At 64.4% G+C, this 14641-nt stretch carries 18 protein-coding genes; 12 read left to right on the top strand and 6 right to left on the bottom strand.

Annotated elements, in window-relative coordinates:
* Window positions 1–29 precede the first annotated feature (29 nt).
* The 8 genes from MY55_RS07885 (at window position 30) to MY55_RS07920 (ending at window position 6110) form a co-directional block, all read left to right on the top strand.
* Window positions 30–620, top strand: coding sequence for an LOG family protein (locus MY55_RS07885; protein ID WP_047236708.1), 591 nt, complete (start codon window positions 30–32; stop codon window positions 618–620).
* A gap of 8 nt (window positions 621–628) precedes the next feature.
* On the top strand, window positions 629–1240 hold the full coding sequence (locus tag MY55_RS07890) for a hypothetical protein (protein ID WP_047236718.1): 612 nt from the start codon (window positions 629–631) through the stop codon (window positions 1238–1240).
* Window positions 1237–2193, top strand: a complete 957-nt coding sequence (locus MY55_RS07895; RefSeq protein WP_052941590.1) for a hypothetical protein — start codon at window positions 1237–1239, stop codon at window positions 2191–2193. The genes MY55_RS07890 and MY55_RS07895 overlap by 4 nt, the downstream gene beginning before the upstream one ends.
* Window positions 2194–2205: 12 nt before the next feature.
* Window positions 2206–2787 carry a uracil-DNA glycosylase family protein gene (locus MY55_RS07900; RefSeq protein ID WP_047257622.1) on the top strand — a complete coding sequence of 194 codons (582 nt, stop codon included), beginning with the start codon at window positions 2206–2208 and terminating at the stop codon, window positions 2785–2787.
* A 103-nt stretch (window positions 2788–2890) separates the two neighbouring features.
* Window positions 2891–4162, top strand: coding sequence for a nitronate monooxygenase (locus tag MY55_RS07905; protein WP_043577362.1), 1272 nt, complete (start codon window positions 2891–2893; stop codon window positions 4160–4162).
* A gap of 339 nt (window positions 4163–4501) precedes the next feature.
* Window positions 4502–5203, top strand: a complete 702-nt coding sequence (gene folE, locus MY55_RS07910) for a GTP cyclohydrolase I (protein ID WP_043577359.1) — start codon at window positions 4502–4504, stop codon at window positions 5201–5203.
* Window positions 5204–5216: 13 nt separating this feature from the next.
* A complete protein-coding gene (locus MY55_RS07915) occupies window positions 5217–5639 on the top strand; it encodes a BLUF domain-containing protein (protein ID WP_043577453.1) in 423 nt (140 codons plus the stop codon).
* A gap of 63 nt (window positions 5640–5702) precedes the next feature.
* Window positions 5703–6110: an FKBP-type peptidyl-prolyl cis-trans isomerase gene (locus MY55_RS07920; protein WP_043577357.1), complete on the top strand. Its 408-nt coding sequence runs from the start codon at window positions 5703–5705 to the stop codon at window positions 6108–6110.
* A 65-nt stretch (window positions 6111–6175) separates the two neighbouring features.
* Here the strand turns inward: MY55_RS07920 and MY55_RS07925 are convergent, their stop codons facing one another.
* The 5 genes from MY55_RS07925 to MY55_RS07945 all read right to left on the bottom strand — a co-directional run bounded on the left by MY55_RS07925 (window position 6176) and on the right by MY55_RS07945 (window position 10064).
* On the bottom strand, window positions 6176–6664 hold the full coding sequence (locus MY55_RS07925; protein ID WP_065202220.1) for a GAF domain-containing protein: 489 nt from the start codon (window positions 6662–6664) through the stop codon (window positions 6176–6178).
* Between the two features lie 102 nt (window positions 6665–6766).
* Window positions 6767–7507, bottom strand: a complete 741-nt coding sequence (gene phbB, locus MY55_RS07930; protein ID WP_043577352.1) for an acetoacetyl-CoA reductase — start codon at window positions 7505–7507, stop codon at window positions 6767–6769.
* 114 nt (window positions 7508–7621) lie between these two features.
* Entirely contained in the window at window positions 7622–8497 is an 876-nt protein-coding gene (rsgA, locus tag MY55_RS07935; protein ID WP_047236705.1) for a ribosome small subunit-dependent GTPase A, read from the bottom strand.
* Window positions 8494–8820, bottom strand: a complete 327-nt coding sequence (locus tag MY55_RS07940; RefSeq protein ID WP_043577347.1) for a 4a-hydroxytetrahydrobiopterin dehydratase — start codon at window positions 8818–8820, stop codon at window positions 8494–8496. Before MY55_RS07940 ends, rsgA begins: the two co-directional genes overlap by 4 nt.
* Window positions 8817–10064 carry a M48 family metallopeptidase gene (locus MY55_RS07945; protein WP_043577345.1) on the bottom strand — a complete coding sequence of 416 codons (1248 nt, stop codon included), beginning with the start codon at window positions 10062–10064 and terminating at the stop codon, window positions 8817–8819. The genes MY55_RS07940 and MY55_RS07945 overlap by 4 nt, the downstream gene beginning before the upstream one ends.
* 79 nt (window positions 10065–10143) lie before the next feature.
* Here MY55_RS07945 and orn point away from each other — a divergent pair, with 79 nt between their 5' ends.
* The 4 genes from orn to MY55_RS07965 all read left to right on the top strand — a co-directional run bounded on the left by orn (window position 10144) and on the right by MY55_RS07965 (window position 13738).
* Window positions 10144–10689: an oligoribonuclease gene (orn, locus tag MY55_RS07950; RefSeq protein WP_043577343.1), complete on the top strand. Its 546-nt coding sequence runs from the start codon at window positions 10144–10146 to the stop codon at window positions 10687–10689.
* A gap of 90 nt (window positions 10690–10779) precedes the next feature.
* Window positions 10780–12432: a glucose-6-phosphate isomerase gene (gene pgi / locus MY55_RS07955; protein WP_047249758.1), complete on the top strand. Its 1653-nt coding sequence runs from the start codon at window positions 10780–10782 to the stop codon at window positions 12430–12432.
* Window positions 12422–12922, top strand: coding sequence for a CinA family protein (locus tag MY55_RS07960; RefSeq protein ID WP_047236702.1), 501 nt, complete (start codon window positions 12422–12424; stop codon window positions 12920–12922). Before pgi ends, MY55_RS07960 begins: the two co-directional genes overlap by 11 nt.
* Before the next feature lie 66 nt (window positions 12923–12988).
* Window positions 12989–13738, top strand: coding sequence for a sterol desaturase family protein (locus MY55_RS07965; RefSeq protein WP_047243342.1), 750 nt, complete (start codon window positions 12989–12991; stop codon window positions 13736–13738).
* A gap of 12 nt (window positions 13739–13750) precedes the next feature.
* Here MY55_RS07965 and xerC read toward each other — a convergent pair whose 3' ends face one another.
* Window positions 13751–14641, bottom strand: a complete 891-nt coding sequence (xerC, locus tag MY55_RS07970) for a tyrosine recombinase XerC (protein WP_047243341.1) — start codon at window positions 14639–14641, stop codon at window positions 13751–13753.

Consider the following 14641-nt stretch of genomic DNA (forward strand, 5'->3'; position numbering starts at 1 on the left):
CGGCCCTTGTTCTTTTGGGAATGCATGAGATGAGCGAGATAAAAGCGATCTGCCTGTTTTGCGGCTCCAACAAGGGCGCCAAGCCCGAATACGAGGCCGCCGCCCGGATTTTCGGCCGCACGCTGGCCGAGCGGGGCGTCACGCTGGTCTACGGCGCCGGCAAGGTGGGGCTGATGGGCGTGGCTGCCGACGCGGCGCTGGAGGCCGGCGGCCGTGTGGTGGGAGTGATCCCCGAATTTCTGAAGGCCAAGGAAGTGGCCCATCTGGGGCTGAGCGAGTTGCACGTCACCGAGACCATGCACCAGCGCAAGGCGCTGATGGCTCAGTTGTCCGACGGTTTCATCGCCTTGCCCGGCGGTTTCGGCACTTTCGACGAGCTGTTCGAGATTTTGACCTGGGCGCAGCTGTCGGTGCATGACAAACCGGTCGGAGTGTTGGATGCGGCAGGCTTCTTCCAGCCTCTGCAAGCCATGGTGCGCCATGCGGTGGAAGAGGGCTTCGTGCCCCCGGGCAATCTCGATCTGTTCCGCATCGACGCCAGCCTGCCGGCCATTCTGGACTGGATGCGGGCTTATCGCCCGCAACCGGTGGCCAAGTGGCTGGAGCTGGCGAAAACCTGATGCCGGCCATGCGTTCTCCGTCCGCCAATCGGGCGACTGTCTGGCAGCGCCTGCGCCGCGCGGCCAGCTGGCCGCTGGTGCTGCTGCTGGCCGCCGTCATCGCGTTTGAAGAGTATGCGTGGGACGAGCTTGCCGCGGGGCTGGCGTGGCTGGCCAAGTGGCCGCCGCTGACGCGGCTGGAGCGCTGGGTGGCCACGCGTTCGCCGCGCGTGGCGCTGGCGCTGTTCCTGTTGCCGGCGCTGGCGCTGCTGCCGGTGAAACTGGGCGCTTTGTTCCTGATCGAGCAGGGGCACGCGCTGTTGGGGCTGGGGGTGATTCTGCTGGCCAAGCTGGGCGGGACGGCGCTGGTGGCGCGCTTGTTCGCGCTGACGCGTCCGGCCTTGATGCAGGTGGCGTGGTTCGTCCGGCTGTACGGGAAGTTCAATGCCTGCCGCGATTGGGCGTTCGAGCGGCTGCGCAGTTCGCTGCCGTGGCGTTGGGCCCGGCTGGCGTTGCGTCGGGTTAGGCGTTGGCGCGGACAGCCGTCGGCATTCTCGCGGCTGGTGCGCAGGCTGGCCGGCAAATGGACGCATGCGCGGCGTTCCGAGGGACGGAGCGGCGCGAGAGGGGAAACCGAATGATCATAGTGATGAGCGGCAAGGCCGCGGAAGCGGATATCCAGGCGGTGGCCGAGCGCATCGCCGCCGCCGGCTTGAGCGCCCATGTTTCGCGCGGCTTGGAGCGCACGGTGATAGGCGCGGTGGGCGAGGAGCGCGGGTTGGAGCCGGCGATGTTCGAAGACCTGGCCGGCGTGGAGCGCGCGTTGCGGGTGGTCAGCGAATACCGGATCGTCTCACGCGAGGCGCAGCCGGAGGGCAGCGCGATCCGCATCGGCCATTGCGAATTCGGCGACGCCGGCTTCGCCTGGCTGGGCGGTTGCGCCTCCGCCCGCGGGCTGGATGAGCTGGCGCCGGTGGCGCGCAGCGTCAGCGAGGCGGGCGGCGGGCTGATGTTCGGCGGCGGCGCGCGCCGTCACGGCAATCCCTATCAGCACCAGACTTTCGGCGTCGCCGAACTGGAGGCCTTGCGCGAGGTTTCCAGCCGCTTTGGCCTGGCCGCTGCGGCGGAGCTGTCCGATGTGCGCCTGCTGGACATGCATCTTGAGCTGCAACTGGACGCGCTGCTGATCGCGCCGGACAGCTTGCGCAATATCGAGCTGTTGCGCGAAATCGGCCGCATCAACAAGCCTGTCATCTTGCAGCGGGACAATCGGACATCGCCGGCCGGCTGGCTGCTGGCCGCCGAGCGCATCGCCGCCGGCGGCAACCACCAGATCGTGCTGTGCGATTGCGGCCGCGAAGGCGACGGCCCGGGGATGGATGTCGGCGAGATCGCCTGGCTGCGGCAGGAGACGCACCTGCCGGTGATCGCGGCGCCGGTCGCCGCCGGCGGGCAAGCGCTGGCGCAGGTGCTGGCGCGCGCGGCGCTGGCCGCCGGCGCGAGCGGCCTGCTGCTGGAGACCGACCGCGACGGCAGAATGGCGGCGGGCGGCCTGGCGGATTGGCTGTCGGGCCTGCAGCCGGTTGGGCGTTAGCAGGGCGATGCGATGACGGCGCTGCCGGAGCTGTTGGGCAAGATCGCCGAATGCCAAGCCTGCGCCTCGTCGTTGCCGCATGCGCCGCGCCCGGTGCTGCGCGCCTCGACGCGTTCGCGCATTCTGCTGGCGGGGCAGGCGCCGGGCAGCCGCGTGCATCAGAGCGGCATCCCCTGGGACGATGCCAGCGGGCGGCGCTTGCGCGAGTGGCTGGGGGTGGACGAGGCGGTTTTTTACAATGAAGACTGCTTCGCCATCGTGCCGATGGGATTCTGTTATCCGGGCACGGGGGCGAACGGCGATTTGCCGCCGCGGCCGGAATGCCGGCGGTTATGGCACCCGCAGTTGCTGCCGCTGTTGACGGATGTGAGGCTGGTGCTGGCGGTGGGGGCCTATGCCCAGGCTTATCACCTGCCGGACCGCAAGGCGACGCTGACGGAAACGGTTGCCGGCTGGCGCGAATATCTGCCGCGCCGCATGCCGCTGCCGCATCCCAGTCCGCGCAACCAGCTATGGCTGAGCCGTCATCGCTGGTTTGAAGAAGAGCTGTTGCCGGAACTGAAATTGCGGGTCGCCGCCGCGCTGGAGCCTTGATCGCGGCGGCTCGGCCTGCCTATGAGCAAAAACTCTAAAATTGTGGATTTTCCCCATGCACCGGGCGATAATGCCGCCCAGCACTATGGAGAGACCCGTCACAATGAAGTGTGTTGATGATTTTCGTCTAAGGCTGGGCAAGCAGGAGCTGGTCCCCGTCATGATAGGCGGCATGGGAGTGGACATTTCCACCGCGACCCTGGCTTTGGAAGCCGCCAGGCTGGGTGGGGTCGGCCACATTTCCGATGCGATGGTTCCCACCGTCACCGACCGCCGCTTCAATACCAAATACGTCAAGAGCAAGCTGGCCCGTTACAAATTCAACGTCGAAAACCCGGACAAGTCGCTGGTGCAGTTCGACCTGGGCCTGCTGGAGGAAGCCACCCGCCTGCATGTGGGCAATACCATGCAGCGCAAGGAGGGCGGCGGCCTGGTGTTCATCAACTGCATGGAAAAGCTGACGATGAACGCGCCGAAGGAAACGCTGCGGGTGCGCATGCGGGCCGCGCTGGACGCCGGCATCGACGGCATCACCCTGGCCGCGGGCCTGCACTTGGGCTCTTTCGCCCTGATCGAAGACCACCCCCGTTTCCGCGACGCCAAGCTGGGCATCATCGTGTCTTCGTTGCGCGCCTTGCAGCTGTTTCTGAAGAAGAACGGCCGCAGCGGCCGGCTGCCTGACTACGTCGTGGTGGAGGGGCCGCTGGCTGGCGGCCACTTGGGCTTCGGCATGGATTGGGCGCAATACGATCTCGCCAGCATTTTCGGCGAAATCCGCGACTGGCTGCGGTCCGAGCAGCTCGATATTCCGCTGATCCCGGCTGGCGGCATCTTCACCGGCAGCGACGCCACCGCTTTTCTGGAAGCGGGCGCCGGCGCGGTGCAAGTCGCCACCCGCTTCACGGTCAGCCGCGAGTGCGGCCTGCCGGAGAAGGTGCAGCAGGAGTATTTCAAGGCCAGCGAGGAAGACATCGAGGTCAACCAGCTGTCTCCCACCGGCTATCCGATGCGGATGATCAAGAGTTGCCCGGCCATCGGCGACAGCATCCGGCCGAATTGCGAAGCCTATGGTTATTTGCTGGACGCCAAGGGCAGCTGCTCCTACATCGACGCCTATCACAAGGCGCAACAAGAGGCCGCGCCGGGCGCCAAGCGCGCGCCAGTATGGGAAAAAACCTGTCTGTGCACCCATATGCGCAATTTCGATTGCTGGACCTGCGGCCATTACGCTTACCGGCTGAAAGATACCTCGCACCGCCGGGAAGACGGCAGCTATCAACTGTTGAGCGCCGAGCACGTGTTTCAGGACTACCAGTACAGCAAGGACAACAAGATCGCGCTGCCTCCCCGTGAGGTGTGCCTGATGGTGGGCTGAGGCGCGGTTTTCCGCTTGGTTGGCGGCATCCATTCCCTGAGGGGATTGGGTGCCGTTTTTGCATTGTCGATGGCGCGCGGCATGCAGTGGCTTAGGAGGGGCAGCCATTCTAATGGCATTGCGCTTTCCGTTTGTCCATGGCAGTCTTGCTGGCTGTTCTGGCCGGAACCTGCGCCGCAGGCCGGCTGATTGTTTGCATCATCCCCTGGCCTGTTCTACCATCGGCGCAGCAAACGGCTTTGCGGAGCGCCCGTTTGCGGGCGGAGCGCCATGCCTGCATCGCATAGTTGCGGTATATTCCGGAATGATTTCCATTTTCTTGCGAACAAGTAATAAACAATGAGCAAAATCGACAAGCATGACCAGCAGGAAGCGGTTTCCCAAAAAATACGCTATCGCTTGAAACAGGCGGGAGCGCGCTTCCACGCCAACGACAATATCGCCGCCTTCATCGAGGAGGGCGAACTGGACGCCCTGCAGGACGAAGTGCAGGCCAAATTGGCGGGCGTGCTGGAAAGCCTGGTGATCGATACCGAGAATGACCACAATACGCGGGATACGGCCAAGCGGGTGGCCAAGATGTTCGTGCGCGAGGTCTTCCGGGGCCGCTATGCGGCGATGCCGTCCAGCACCGAGTTTCCCAATGTCGAGCGTCTCAATGAATTGATGATCGTCGGCCCCATCACGGTGCGCAGCGCCTGCTCGCATCATCTGTGCCCCATCATCGGCCGGGTGTGGGTGGGCGTGATGCCGAATGAAAATTCCAATTTGATCGGCTTGTCCAAGTACGCGCGTCTGATCGACTGGGTGATGACCCGGCCGCAGATCCAGGAGGAGGCGGTGTCGCAGATCGCCGAATTGTTGATGCGCAAGCTGCAGCCGGACGGTTTGGCCATCGTGATGGAGGCCGACCACTTCTGCATGCACTGGCGCGGCGTGAAGGACAGCAACAGCAAGATGACCAATAGCGTGATGCGCGGCTCTTTCCTCACCAACCCCGATCTGCGCCGCGAGTTCCTGTCCCTGATGCACAAACCCTGAAAGGAGCATGGCCATGCTGGTTCGCCTGATCTATTGCAGCCGGGCGCAACAACTGATAGACCAGGCGCTGGTGGACGACATCTTGAGCGCCTCGCGTAAATACAATCCCGCTCTGGGTATCACCGGGCTGCTGTGCTACAGCAAGGATGTTTTTATGCAGGTTGTTGAGGGCAGCAGGGCGCATGTCAACCGCTTGTACCTGAAGCTTGCGCGCGATCCCCGCCATCATTCGCTGACCTTGCTGTCTTTTCACGAGATAGAGCAGCGCAAGTTCGCCAACTGGAGCATGGCTGAGGTGGCGCTGGACAAGCTGAACGCCTCGCTGATCCTGCGCCATTCGCCGCTGCCGGCGCTGGAGCCGTTCACCATGCCCGGCGCCGGCGCGGAACGCCTGCTGGAGGATCTGGCCGAATCCGGCAGCATCCAGTACCGCTGAGCATTTTCTCATGCGGGCGGCTTGTCGCCGCCCTCGCTTTATGACATCCACGGAAAACAAACCATGTCCCGATTCCGCATCATCGCCGCGCTGGCCCTGCTGGGCGCCGCAGCGGCAGTCCAGGCGGCGCCCGCCGTCAAAACCTTGCCGTCCGGCGTCAAGATCGAGATCCTCGCCGCCGGCAAGGGCGCGACGCCCAAGGCCAGCGACACCGTCAAGGTGAACTACCGCGGCACTTTCAAGGACGGCAAGGAGTTCGATAGCTCCTACAAGAACGGCGGCCCGATCAGCTTCCCGCTGAATCGCGTGATTCCGTGCTGGACCCAGGGCGTCAGCGCGCTCACCGTGGGCAGCAAGGCCAAGCTGTTCTGCCCGGCGGCCACCGCTTACGGCAGCCGCGGCGCGCCGGGCGCGATCCCGCCGAATACCGATCTGTATTTCGAGGTGGAACTGCTGGAAATCCAGAAGTAAGCTCGAGCGATGATAAAAAAAGCCCGCATGCGCGGGCTTTTTTGTTGGCGGGAGGCGTCCGGCGCTCAGGCGGGGAACAGCGCCGCCAGCGGCGCGACGATGCGCTCCAGGTAATCGGCGTCGGTCTGATCGAAGCTGGAGAGCTGGTCCGAATCGATGTCCAGCACCGCGACGACTTTGCCGGCGGCGTCGCGAATGGGCACCACCACTTCGGAGCGGGCGCTGGACGAGCAGGCGATGTGGCCGGGGAAGGCGTCGACGTCGTCGACCAGCAGCGTGCGGTTCTGCGCCCAGGCGCTGCCGCAGACGCCGCGGCCATGCGGGATGCGGGTGCAGGCGATGGGGCCCTGGAACGGCCCCAGCACCAGCTGCTCGCCCTTGACCAGGTAGAAGCCGGTCCAGAGCCAGTCGAAAGTCATCGCCAGCGCGGCGGACAGGTTGGCCAGCGCGGCGACGAGGTCGGTTTCTCCGGCGACGAGCGCGTGAGCTTGCGGCAGCAGCGCCTGGTATTTCTCTTCCTTGCCGCCGTTTTCGACGATCAGATGTTCAGCCATGGGTATTGCTTGTCAGTTGGGTGGGATGTGACAGCATACACGGCTTTGGCAAAAAGAAAACGCCACCCGGGGTGGCGTTGTTCTCGACCGGCGCTGCCGGCGTCACATCATGTGCTGGCCGCCATTCATGGCGATATTGCTGCCGGTGATGAAGCCGGCGTTTTCGGAGCAGAGGAAGCCGACCAGCGCGGCGATTTCTTCCGGCTTGCCCAGCCGGCCCACCGGAATCTGGGCGACGATCTTGCTGCGCACGTCCTCCGGCACCGCCATCACCATTTCGGTGGCGATGTAGCCTGGGGAGATGGTGTTGACCGTCACGCCCTTCTTCGCCACTTCCTGCGCCAGCGCCATGGTGAAACCATGCATGCCGGCCTTGGCGGCGGAGTAGTTGGTCTGGCCGAACTGGCCCTTTTGGCCGTTGATCGACGAGATATTGACGATGCGGCCGAAACCCGCCTCCAGCATGCTGTCCAGCACCGGCTTGGTCATATTGAACACCGAGTCCAGATTGGTGCGGATCACCGCGTCCCAATCGTCTTTGCTCTGCTTCTTGAAGCTGGCGTCGCGGGTGATGCCGGCGTTGTTCACCAGAATGCTGATCGGGCCGATGTCCTTGGCGATGCGGGCGGCGATGTCCTGGCAGGCGGCGAAGTCGGTGACGTCGCATTGGTAGCTGTGGATGTCGTTGAAGCCAAGGCCCTTCATGTCGGCATGCCAGGCTTGCTCGCGGCCCGGTTTGCTATAGGTGGTCACTACGATGTGGCCGGCTTCTGCCAATGCTTTGCAAATGGCGGATCCAATGCCGCCCATGCCGCCGGTGACCAGCGCAATCCTTTTCGTCATGATGCTGACTCCTCTGTCGTTGCCTACGTTTATTCTTCCGTAATGCTCATTCCCTTTTGTTACAGCATATGTAGGCAGCCATAAAAAGTAAATAAAGAGCGTGTGCTCTTTTATTTACAATCTTACCGGCGCTAGCTCTTGAGTCAGCCGTTGCAGCAAGTCCAGCCGATGCCGGCTAATGGCGCCTGTTTCTGCTGCAGCCATGATCGCACAATTCGGCTCTACGCGATGCGTGCAGTTGTGGAAACGACACTGGCCAATATACTGGCGCATCTCCGGGAAATAGTGGATTAAATCCGCTGCTTGCAGGTGCTTTAAGCCAAATTCTTGCAGGCCTGGCGAATCGATCAGGTGACTGCTTTCGTCCAGGTGGTATAGCGCCGCGTGGGTGGTGGTGTGGCGGCCTGAGTCGAGCGCGATGGAGATGTCGCCGATGCGCGCGTTGGCGTCCGGCAGCAGCGCGTTGGTGAGCGTGGACTTGCCCATGCCAGACTGCCCGACCAGCACGCTGGTATGCCCTTGCAGCAAGGGCAGCAGCGGCGAGAAATCCTGCTTGGCCGACAATGTGACCAGTTGGTAACCAAGCTTTACATAGAGTTGCAATTTCGCCAGCAGCGCCGGCGTTTCCGGCAGGTCGCACTTGTTGACCACGATGACGGGTTCGATGTCGCCGGCTTCGGCGGCGATCAGGCAGCGGCCCAGCAGCTCTTCGTTGGGGCTGGGCACGGCGGCGATGACGAACAGGATGCGGCTGACGTTGGCGGCGATCACCTTGGCCTTCCAGTCATCCTGGCGGTAAAGCAGGCTGCTGCGCTCGCGCGAGCGCTCGATCACCGCCTGCTCCTGGTTCTGGATCAGGATGTCGACGAAATCGCCGCAGGCGAAGTCGACGCGCTTGCCGCGGGTGGTGCAATCGTAGGTGCGGCCGTCGGCTTCGACGATGAAACGGCGGCCATGGCTGCGTATGATCTGTCCGGTGCTGGCTGTCATGGGCGGCTGATCAGGGCTTCGGCTTTGGCCGCGCAGATGAAGTCGTTGAGGGTGAGGCCGCCGGCGTCGTGGGTGCTGAAGTTCACCACCGCGCGGTTGTAGTGCACCGACATGTCCGGATGATGGTCTTCGCGATGGGCGATCCAGGCCAGCGCGTTGACGAAGGCCATGGTGTCGTGGAAGTCGGCGAAGCGGAAGGTCTTGCTCAGCTCGATGCCGTCGATTTGCCAGTCCGGCAGGCCGGACAGCAATTGCTTGACGGTGTTTTCCGCCAGCGGGCTTTGGCCGTGTTGCGGGGTGCAGGACAGTTCCAGCAGATTCATGATTGGCTTCCTTTCAGGTGTTGGATGCGCAGCGCGGCGGGCGGGTGCGAATCGTAGAAGGCGGAGTGGATAGGGTCGGGCGTCAGCGTGGCGCCGTTGTCGCGGTACAGCTTCACCAGCGCGCTTTGCAGGTCGGCGGCGCGGGTTTCACCGGCGGCGAAGTCATCGGCCTCGTATTCGTGCTTGCGCGACGAGCGGCTGGACAGCGGCGTCAGCGGGAAGGTGAAGGCGGGAATGGCGATCATGAACAGCAGCAGCGCCATCGCCGTGCTGGGCGCGGTGACGCCGAGGCCGGCGTAGAACCAGGGCGCGTGCAGCAACTGGCCGAGCAGGGCCAGGAACAGCAGCGACAGCGTGAAGGCCACCGCGATGCGCTTGGCGATGTGGCGGCGCTTGTAGTGGCCCAGCTCGTGCGCCAGCACCGCTTCGATCTCGTCGTGGCTCAGCTTTTCCAGCAATGTGTCGTAGAACACGATGCGCTTGCCGGCGCCGAAGCCGGTGAAATAGGCGTTGCTGTGGCTGGAGCGGCGCGAGCCGTCCATCACGTAAACGCCGTTGCTGCGAAAGCCGGTGCGGGCGAGCAGCGCGTCTATCCTCGCCTTCAGCGCCTCGTCCGCCAATGGCCAGAACTTGTTGTACAGCGGCGCGATCAGGATCGGGTACAGCACCAGCCCCAGCAACTGCACCAGGCACAGCACCAGCCACACCCACAGCCACCATGCAGGCCCGGCGATGTCCATCAGCCACAGCACTACCGCCAGCAGCGGCAGGCCGATCAGGATGGAGATGCCGATGCCGCGCAGCTGGTCCAGCAGGTAAAGCCGCGGCGTCATTTTGTTGAAGCCGAAGCGCACTTCGACGCCGAAGGTGCCGTACAGGCTGAGCGGCAGCGATATCAGGCTGCTGAGCACGGTCATGCAGACGATCAGCGCCATGCCGGACAGCAGCGGGGAGGCGAACCACTGCTGGCTGTGGAGGGCCAGCCACTGCAGGCCGCCGCCGAAAGTGAAGGCGGCCGCCAGCGCGGTGTCCACCCAGGCCGACAGCAGGCCGAGCCGTGTTTTGGCGATGGTGTAGTCGGCGGCGTGCCTATGCTGCTCCAGCGTGATATTGTCGCGGAAGGCGGCGGGCACGGCATGGCGGTTGCCGCCGACATGGCGGATGTGGCGCCAGCCCAGCCACAGCTTCAGGCTGAGCGTGGCCGCCAGCGCGATGGCGAAGAGTAGGGAGAATGCCTCTATCATGGGTATCCGTACGGGTATCGGGTTTGCCGCGGAGGCGGCAATGAAGGAAAATGGCAGGGTTTTCTAAAGACTGACTAGTATGGCACAAGATACCAATAACCTCATCTGGCTCGACATGGAAATGACGGGCCTGAATCCTGACTCCGACCGCATCATCGAAGTGGCGATGATCGTCACCGACAGCCATCTGAACGTGGTGGCCGAGTCGCCGGTGCTGGTGGTGCACCAGAGCGACGCCATCCTGGATGGCATGGACGACTGGAACAAGAACACCCACGGCAAGAGCGGCCTGATCGAGAAGGTCAAGAACTCCGCTATCAACGAAGCCGAGGCCGAACAAGTGCTGCTGGCGTTCATGATGCAGTACGTTCCGGAGCGCGGCAGCCCGATGTGCGGCAACACCATCCATCAGGACCGCCGCTTCATGGCGCGCTGGATGCCCAAGCTGGAGGCCTACTTCCACTACCGCAATCTGGATGTTTCCACGCTGAAGGAGCTGTGCAAGCGCTGGAAGCCGGAGGTGGCCAAGGGCGTGGTGAAGCGCGGCAAGCACGAGGCGCTGGCGGACATCCTCGAGTCTATCGAGGAAATGCGCTACTACCGCGAGCACTTCCTCAAGCTTTGAGGCGCGGGGCAACATTGCCTGACAGCGGGGCCGGCGCGGAGTAACGCCGGCCCTTTTGTTCACCAGTTCATCATTCCACTGGCAGAAAACATGGTCGCACATCGCCACGCCGACATAAACGCCACGCCGATCTGGGCCAAGCTGCACCAGCATCAGCGCGCCACCCGCCACATGCATATGCGGGAGCTGTTCGACACCGACCCTCAGCGTTTCCAGCGCTTTTCGCTGGAGTTGGACGGACTGCTGCTCGACTACTCGAAAAACCGCATCACCGAGCGCACGCTGGAATTGCTGTTCGACCTGGCGCAGGCGGCCGACCTGAAAGGCTGGATGGAGCGGATGCGCGCGGGCGAGCGCATCAATGTCAGCGAAGACCGCGCGGTGCTGCACACCGCGCTGCGGCTGCCGGCGGGCGCCGCATTGCAGCTGGACGGCCGCAACGTGACGGCAGAAGTGCATGATGTGCTGGACAGGCTGCGCCGCTTCAGCGACAGCGTGCGCGACGGCGCCTGGCTGGGGTTTTCCGGCCAGAGGATACGCGATGTGGTGAATCTGGGCATAGGCGGTTCCGACCTGGGGCCGCGGGTGGTGCAGGAGGGCTTGGCCGCCTACGCGCATGCCGAACTCAATGTGCATTTCGTGTCCAATGTCGACGGCCAGCACCTGGCGCGCACGCTGGCGCGGCTGGATCCCGCCACCACGCTGTTCATCGTCGCCTCCAAATCGTTCACCACGCCGGAGACGCTGCTCAACGCCCAGGCGGCCAAGGCCTGGTTTCTGCAGGCCGGCAGCGAGGCTGACATCGCGCGCCATTTCGTGGCGGTTTCCACCAACGAGCCGGCGGTGCGCGCCTTCGGCATCGATCCGCAGCAGATGTTCGGCTTCTGGGACTGGGTGGGCGGGCGCTATTCGGTGTGGTCCGCCATCGGCCTGCCGGTGATGATGGCGGTGGGTTACGACAATTTCCGCGCCTTCCTGGACGGCGGCCACGCGATGGACCGCCACTTCTTCGAGGCGCCGTTCTGCGCCAACATGCCGGTGCTGATGGCGCTGATAGGCATCTGGTACAACACTTTCTACCAGGCCCATACCCATGCCATCATGCCTTACGACCACGGCCTGCGCAGCCTGCCGGCCCATATCCAGCAACTGGACATGGAGTCCAACGGCAAGCGGGTGGGGCGTTTCGGCGAGGCGCTGGATTTCGACACCGGGCCGGTGATCTGGGGCGAGGAGGGCGCCAATAGCCAGCACGCTTTCTTCCAGCTGCTGCATCAGGGCACCCGCTTGGTGCCGTGCGACTTCATCCTGCCGCTGAACAGCCACTATCCGGTCGCCAACCAGCACGAGGTGCTGGTGGCCAACTGCCTGGCGCAGACCGAGGCGCTGATGCGCGGCAAGGCCGAAGCCGAAGTGATGCAGGAACTGAGCCACTTGTCCGGCGAAGAACTGGACATGCTGCTGCCGCAGAAGCTGTTCCCCGGCAATCAGCCGTCCAACACGCTGGCGCTGGACCGGCTGACGCCGTACAGCATGGGCATGCTGATGGCGCTGTACGAGCACAAGGTCTTCGTGCAGGGCGTGATCTGGGGCATCAATTCCTTCGATCAATGGGGCGTCGAATACGGCAAGCAGCTGGCGCGGCGCATTTTGCCCGAGTTGTCGGGCGCAGCCGCCGAGCTGTCGCATGACAGCTCCACCAACGGGCTGGTCAAACATTTCAGGGAACGTCATGGCAGATAGCAAACAGTTGGCGGTCGATCTGGGGCTGCTGTTGTCGGCGCGCGGCGAGAGCGTGGCTACCGCCGAGTCGTGCACCGGCGGCTTGATCGCCGCGGCGCTGACCGATGTGCCCGGCAGCTCCGCCTGGTTCAGCCACGGCATCGTCAGCTACGGCAACCAGGCCAAGCAGCAATTGCTAGGCGTGCAGGCCGCGTCGCTGATCGACCATGGCGCGGTCAGCGAAACGGTGGTGCGGGAGATGGCGCAGGGCGGCCAGACGCTGGCGGATTCGGACTGGGCGGTGGCGGTGTCCGGCATCGCCGGGCCGGGCGGCGGCTCGCCGGAAAAGCCGGTGGGCCTGGTCTGGTTCGCGATCGCCCATCCGGGTGGGCAGACCGAGGCCTGGCGCTGCCTGTTCGCCGGCGATCGCGAGGCGGTCAGGCGGCAGGCGGTATGCGAGGCCCTGTCGCAGCTGGAAAAGCGTGTCCGCAGCCATGTCCATCTGGCGTGACGGCGGGGGGCTGGGCGGGCGCGGCAGCCTGCCGGTCCGATTCAGGATTTTGCATATGGGTAGCGAATGGAGTTTTACGCATTTCCGGCGATAGCCTTGTTGTTCGTCGGCATCTTCACCCGCGAGGTGATCGCGCCGGCCTCCCGCAATACCTGCGACCGGCGCTGGCTGGCGTTGGCGTCGATTCTGGGCGCGGCCACGGCGGCGGTGACGCTGGCTGTCGGTTTTCTTTTCGCCGGCTTGATCCGTGAAGTTTCGCTGATCCCGGCGGCGCGCGGCTGGCCGGACATCGCAGTCGGCGCGGCCAGTTTCCTGCTGACCAGTTTCGTCTTCTATTGGTGGCACCGGGCGACGCACGCTTCCGACTGGCTGTGGCGGGTGTTTCACCAGCTGCATCACAGCCCGAAGCGGGTGGAGGCGTTGACCGCGCTCTACGCCCATCCGCTGGATTCCGCGGCGGCGGTGCTGATCAGCGCGTTTTCCAGCTATCTGGTGTTGGGCGCGACGCCAGCGGCAGCCGCCTGGGCGCTATTCTTCACCAGCGTGTTCGATCTGTTCCTGCACAGCGACCTGAAAACGCCGCGTTGGCTGGGATATCTGTTCCAGCGGCCCGAAATGCACACTGTGCACCATGCCTACGGCCACCATGCCCAAAACTACGGCCTGCCGGTTTGGGACTTGCTGTTCGGCACCTGGAGCAATCCGGCGGAGCGGGTGGCGCGGCTGGGTTTCGATGACGATAAGGCGGAGCGGGTGCGCCACATGCTGTTGTTTCGCGATGTCCACAAAAGCGGCGCTGACGACGCCGAACGTTGACGCCGTCGGCGCTCAGTCGTCGTCGGGCTGCACTTTTTTGCGGGCCCTGGGGTGGGCGTTGTCGTAGACCTTGGCCAGGTGCTGGAAGTCCAGCGCGGTGTAGATCTGGGTGCTGGACAGGTTGGCGTGGCCCAGCAGTTCCTGCACCGCGCGCAGGTCGCCCGACGACTGCAGCATGTGCGAGGCGAAGGAGTGGCGCAGCATGTGCGGGTGCACGTGCTGATTGGCGCCGGTCTTGATCGCCCAGTCGCGCAGGCGGTTTTCGATCTGCCGTCCGCCCAATCGCCGCCCGTGGCGGGCGGTGAATAGCGCGCTTTCGCCATCTTGCGCCACCCTTTGCGCCAGCCACTTGTTCAGCCAGCTGGCCGCTTCGGCGCCTATCGGCGTCAGCCGCGTCTTGTTGCCCTTGCCGCGCACGCGCAGCAGATGGTCGGCGAAGTCGACGTCGTCCAGATTCAGCGCCACCGCTTCAGATAGGCGCAGTCCGCAACTATAGATCAACTCGAAAATGGCGCGGTCGCGCACTTCCAGCGCGTCGTCGCCGTCGATGCGGTCCAGCAGTGCGGCGGCGCTGTCCACCGGCAGGGCCTTGGGCAGCAGGCGGTCGCGTTTGGGCGCGTGCAGGCTGGCGGCGGGATTGTCGTCGCGCAGGCCGTTTTGCTGCAGCCAGTGATAGAACTGCCGCCACGACGACAGCCGGCGCGCCAGGGTGCGGCTGCCCAGGCCCTGGGCGTGCAGCTTGGCCAGCGCCCGCTTCAATTCGTTGACGCCGGCGGCGGCCAGCGGCGCCGGCCGCAGCATGGCGGCCAGCAGATTCAGGTCGGCCCGGTAGGCGGACAGCGTGTGGGCGCTGCGCCCGGCTATCGCCAGCTGGTCGATGAAATGCCGGATCGGGTCGTCCAT

Origin of the sequence: Chromobacterium subtsugae (assembly GCF_001676875.1) — a bacterium.
Lineage (GTDB): Bacteria > Pseudomonadota > Gammaproteobacteria > Burkholderiales > Chromobacteriaceae > Chromobacterium > Chromobacterium subtsugae.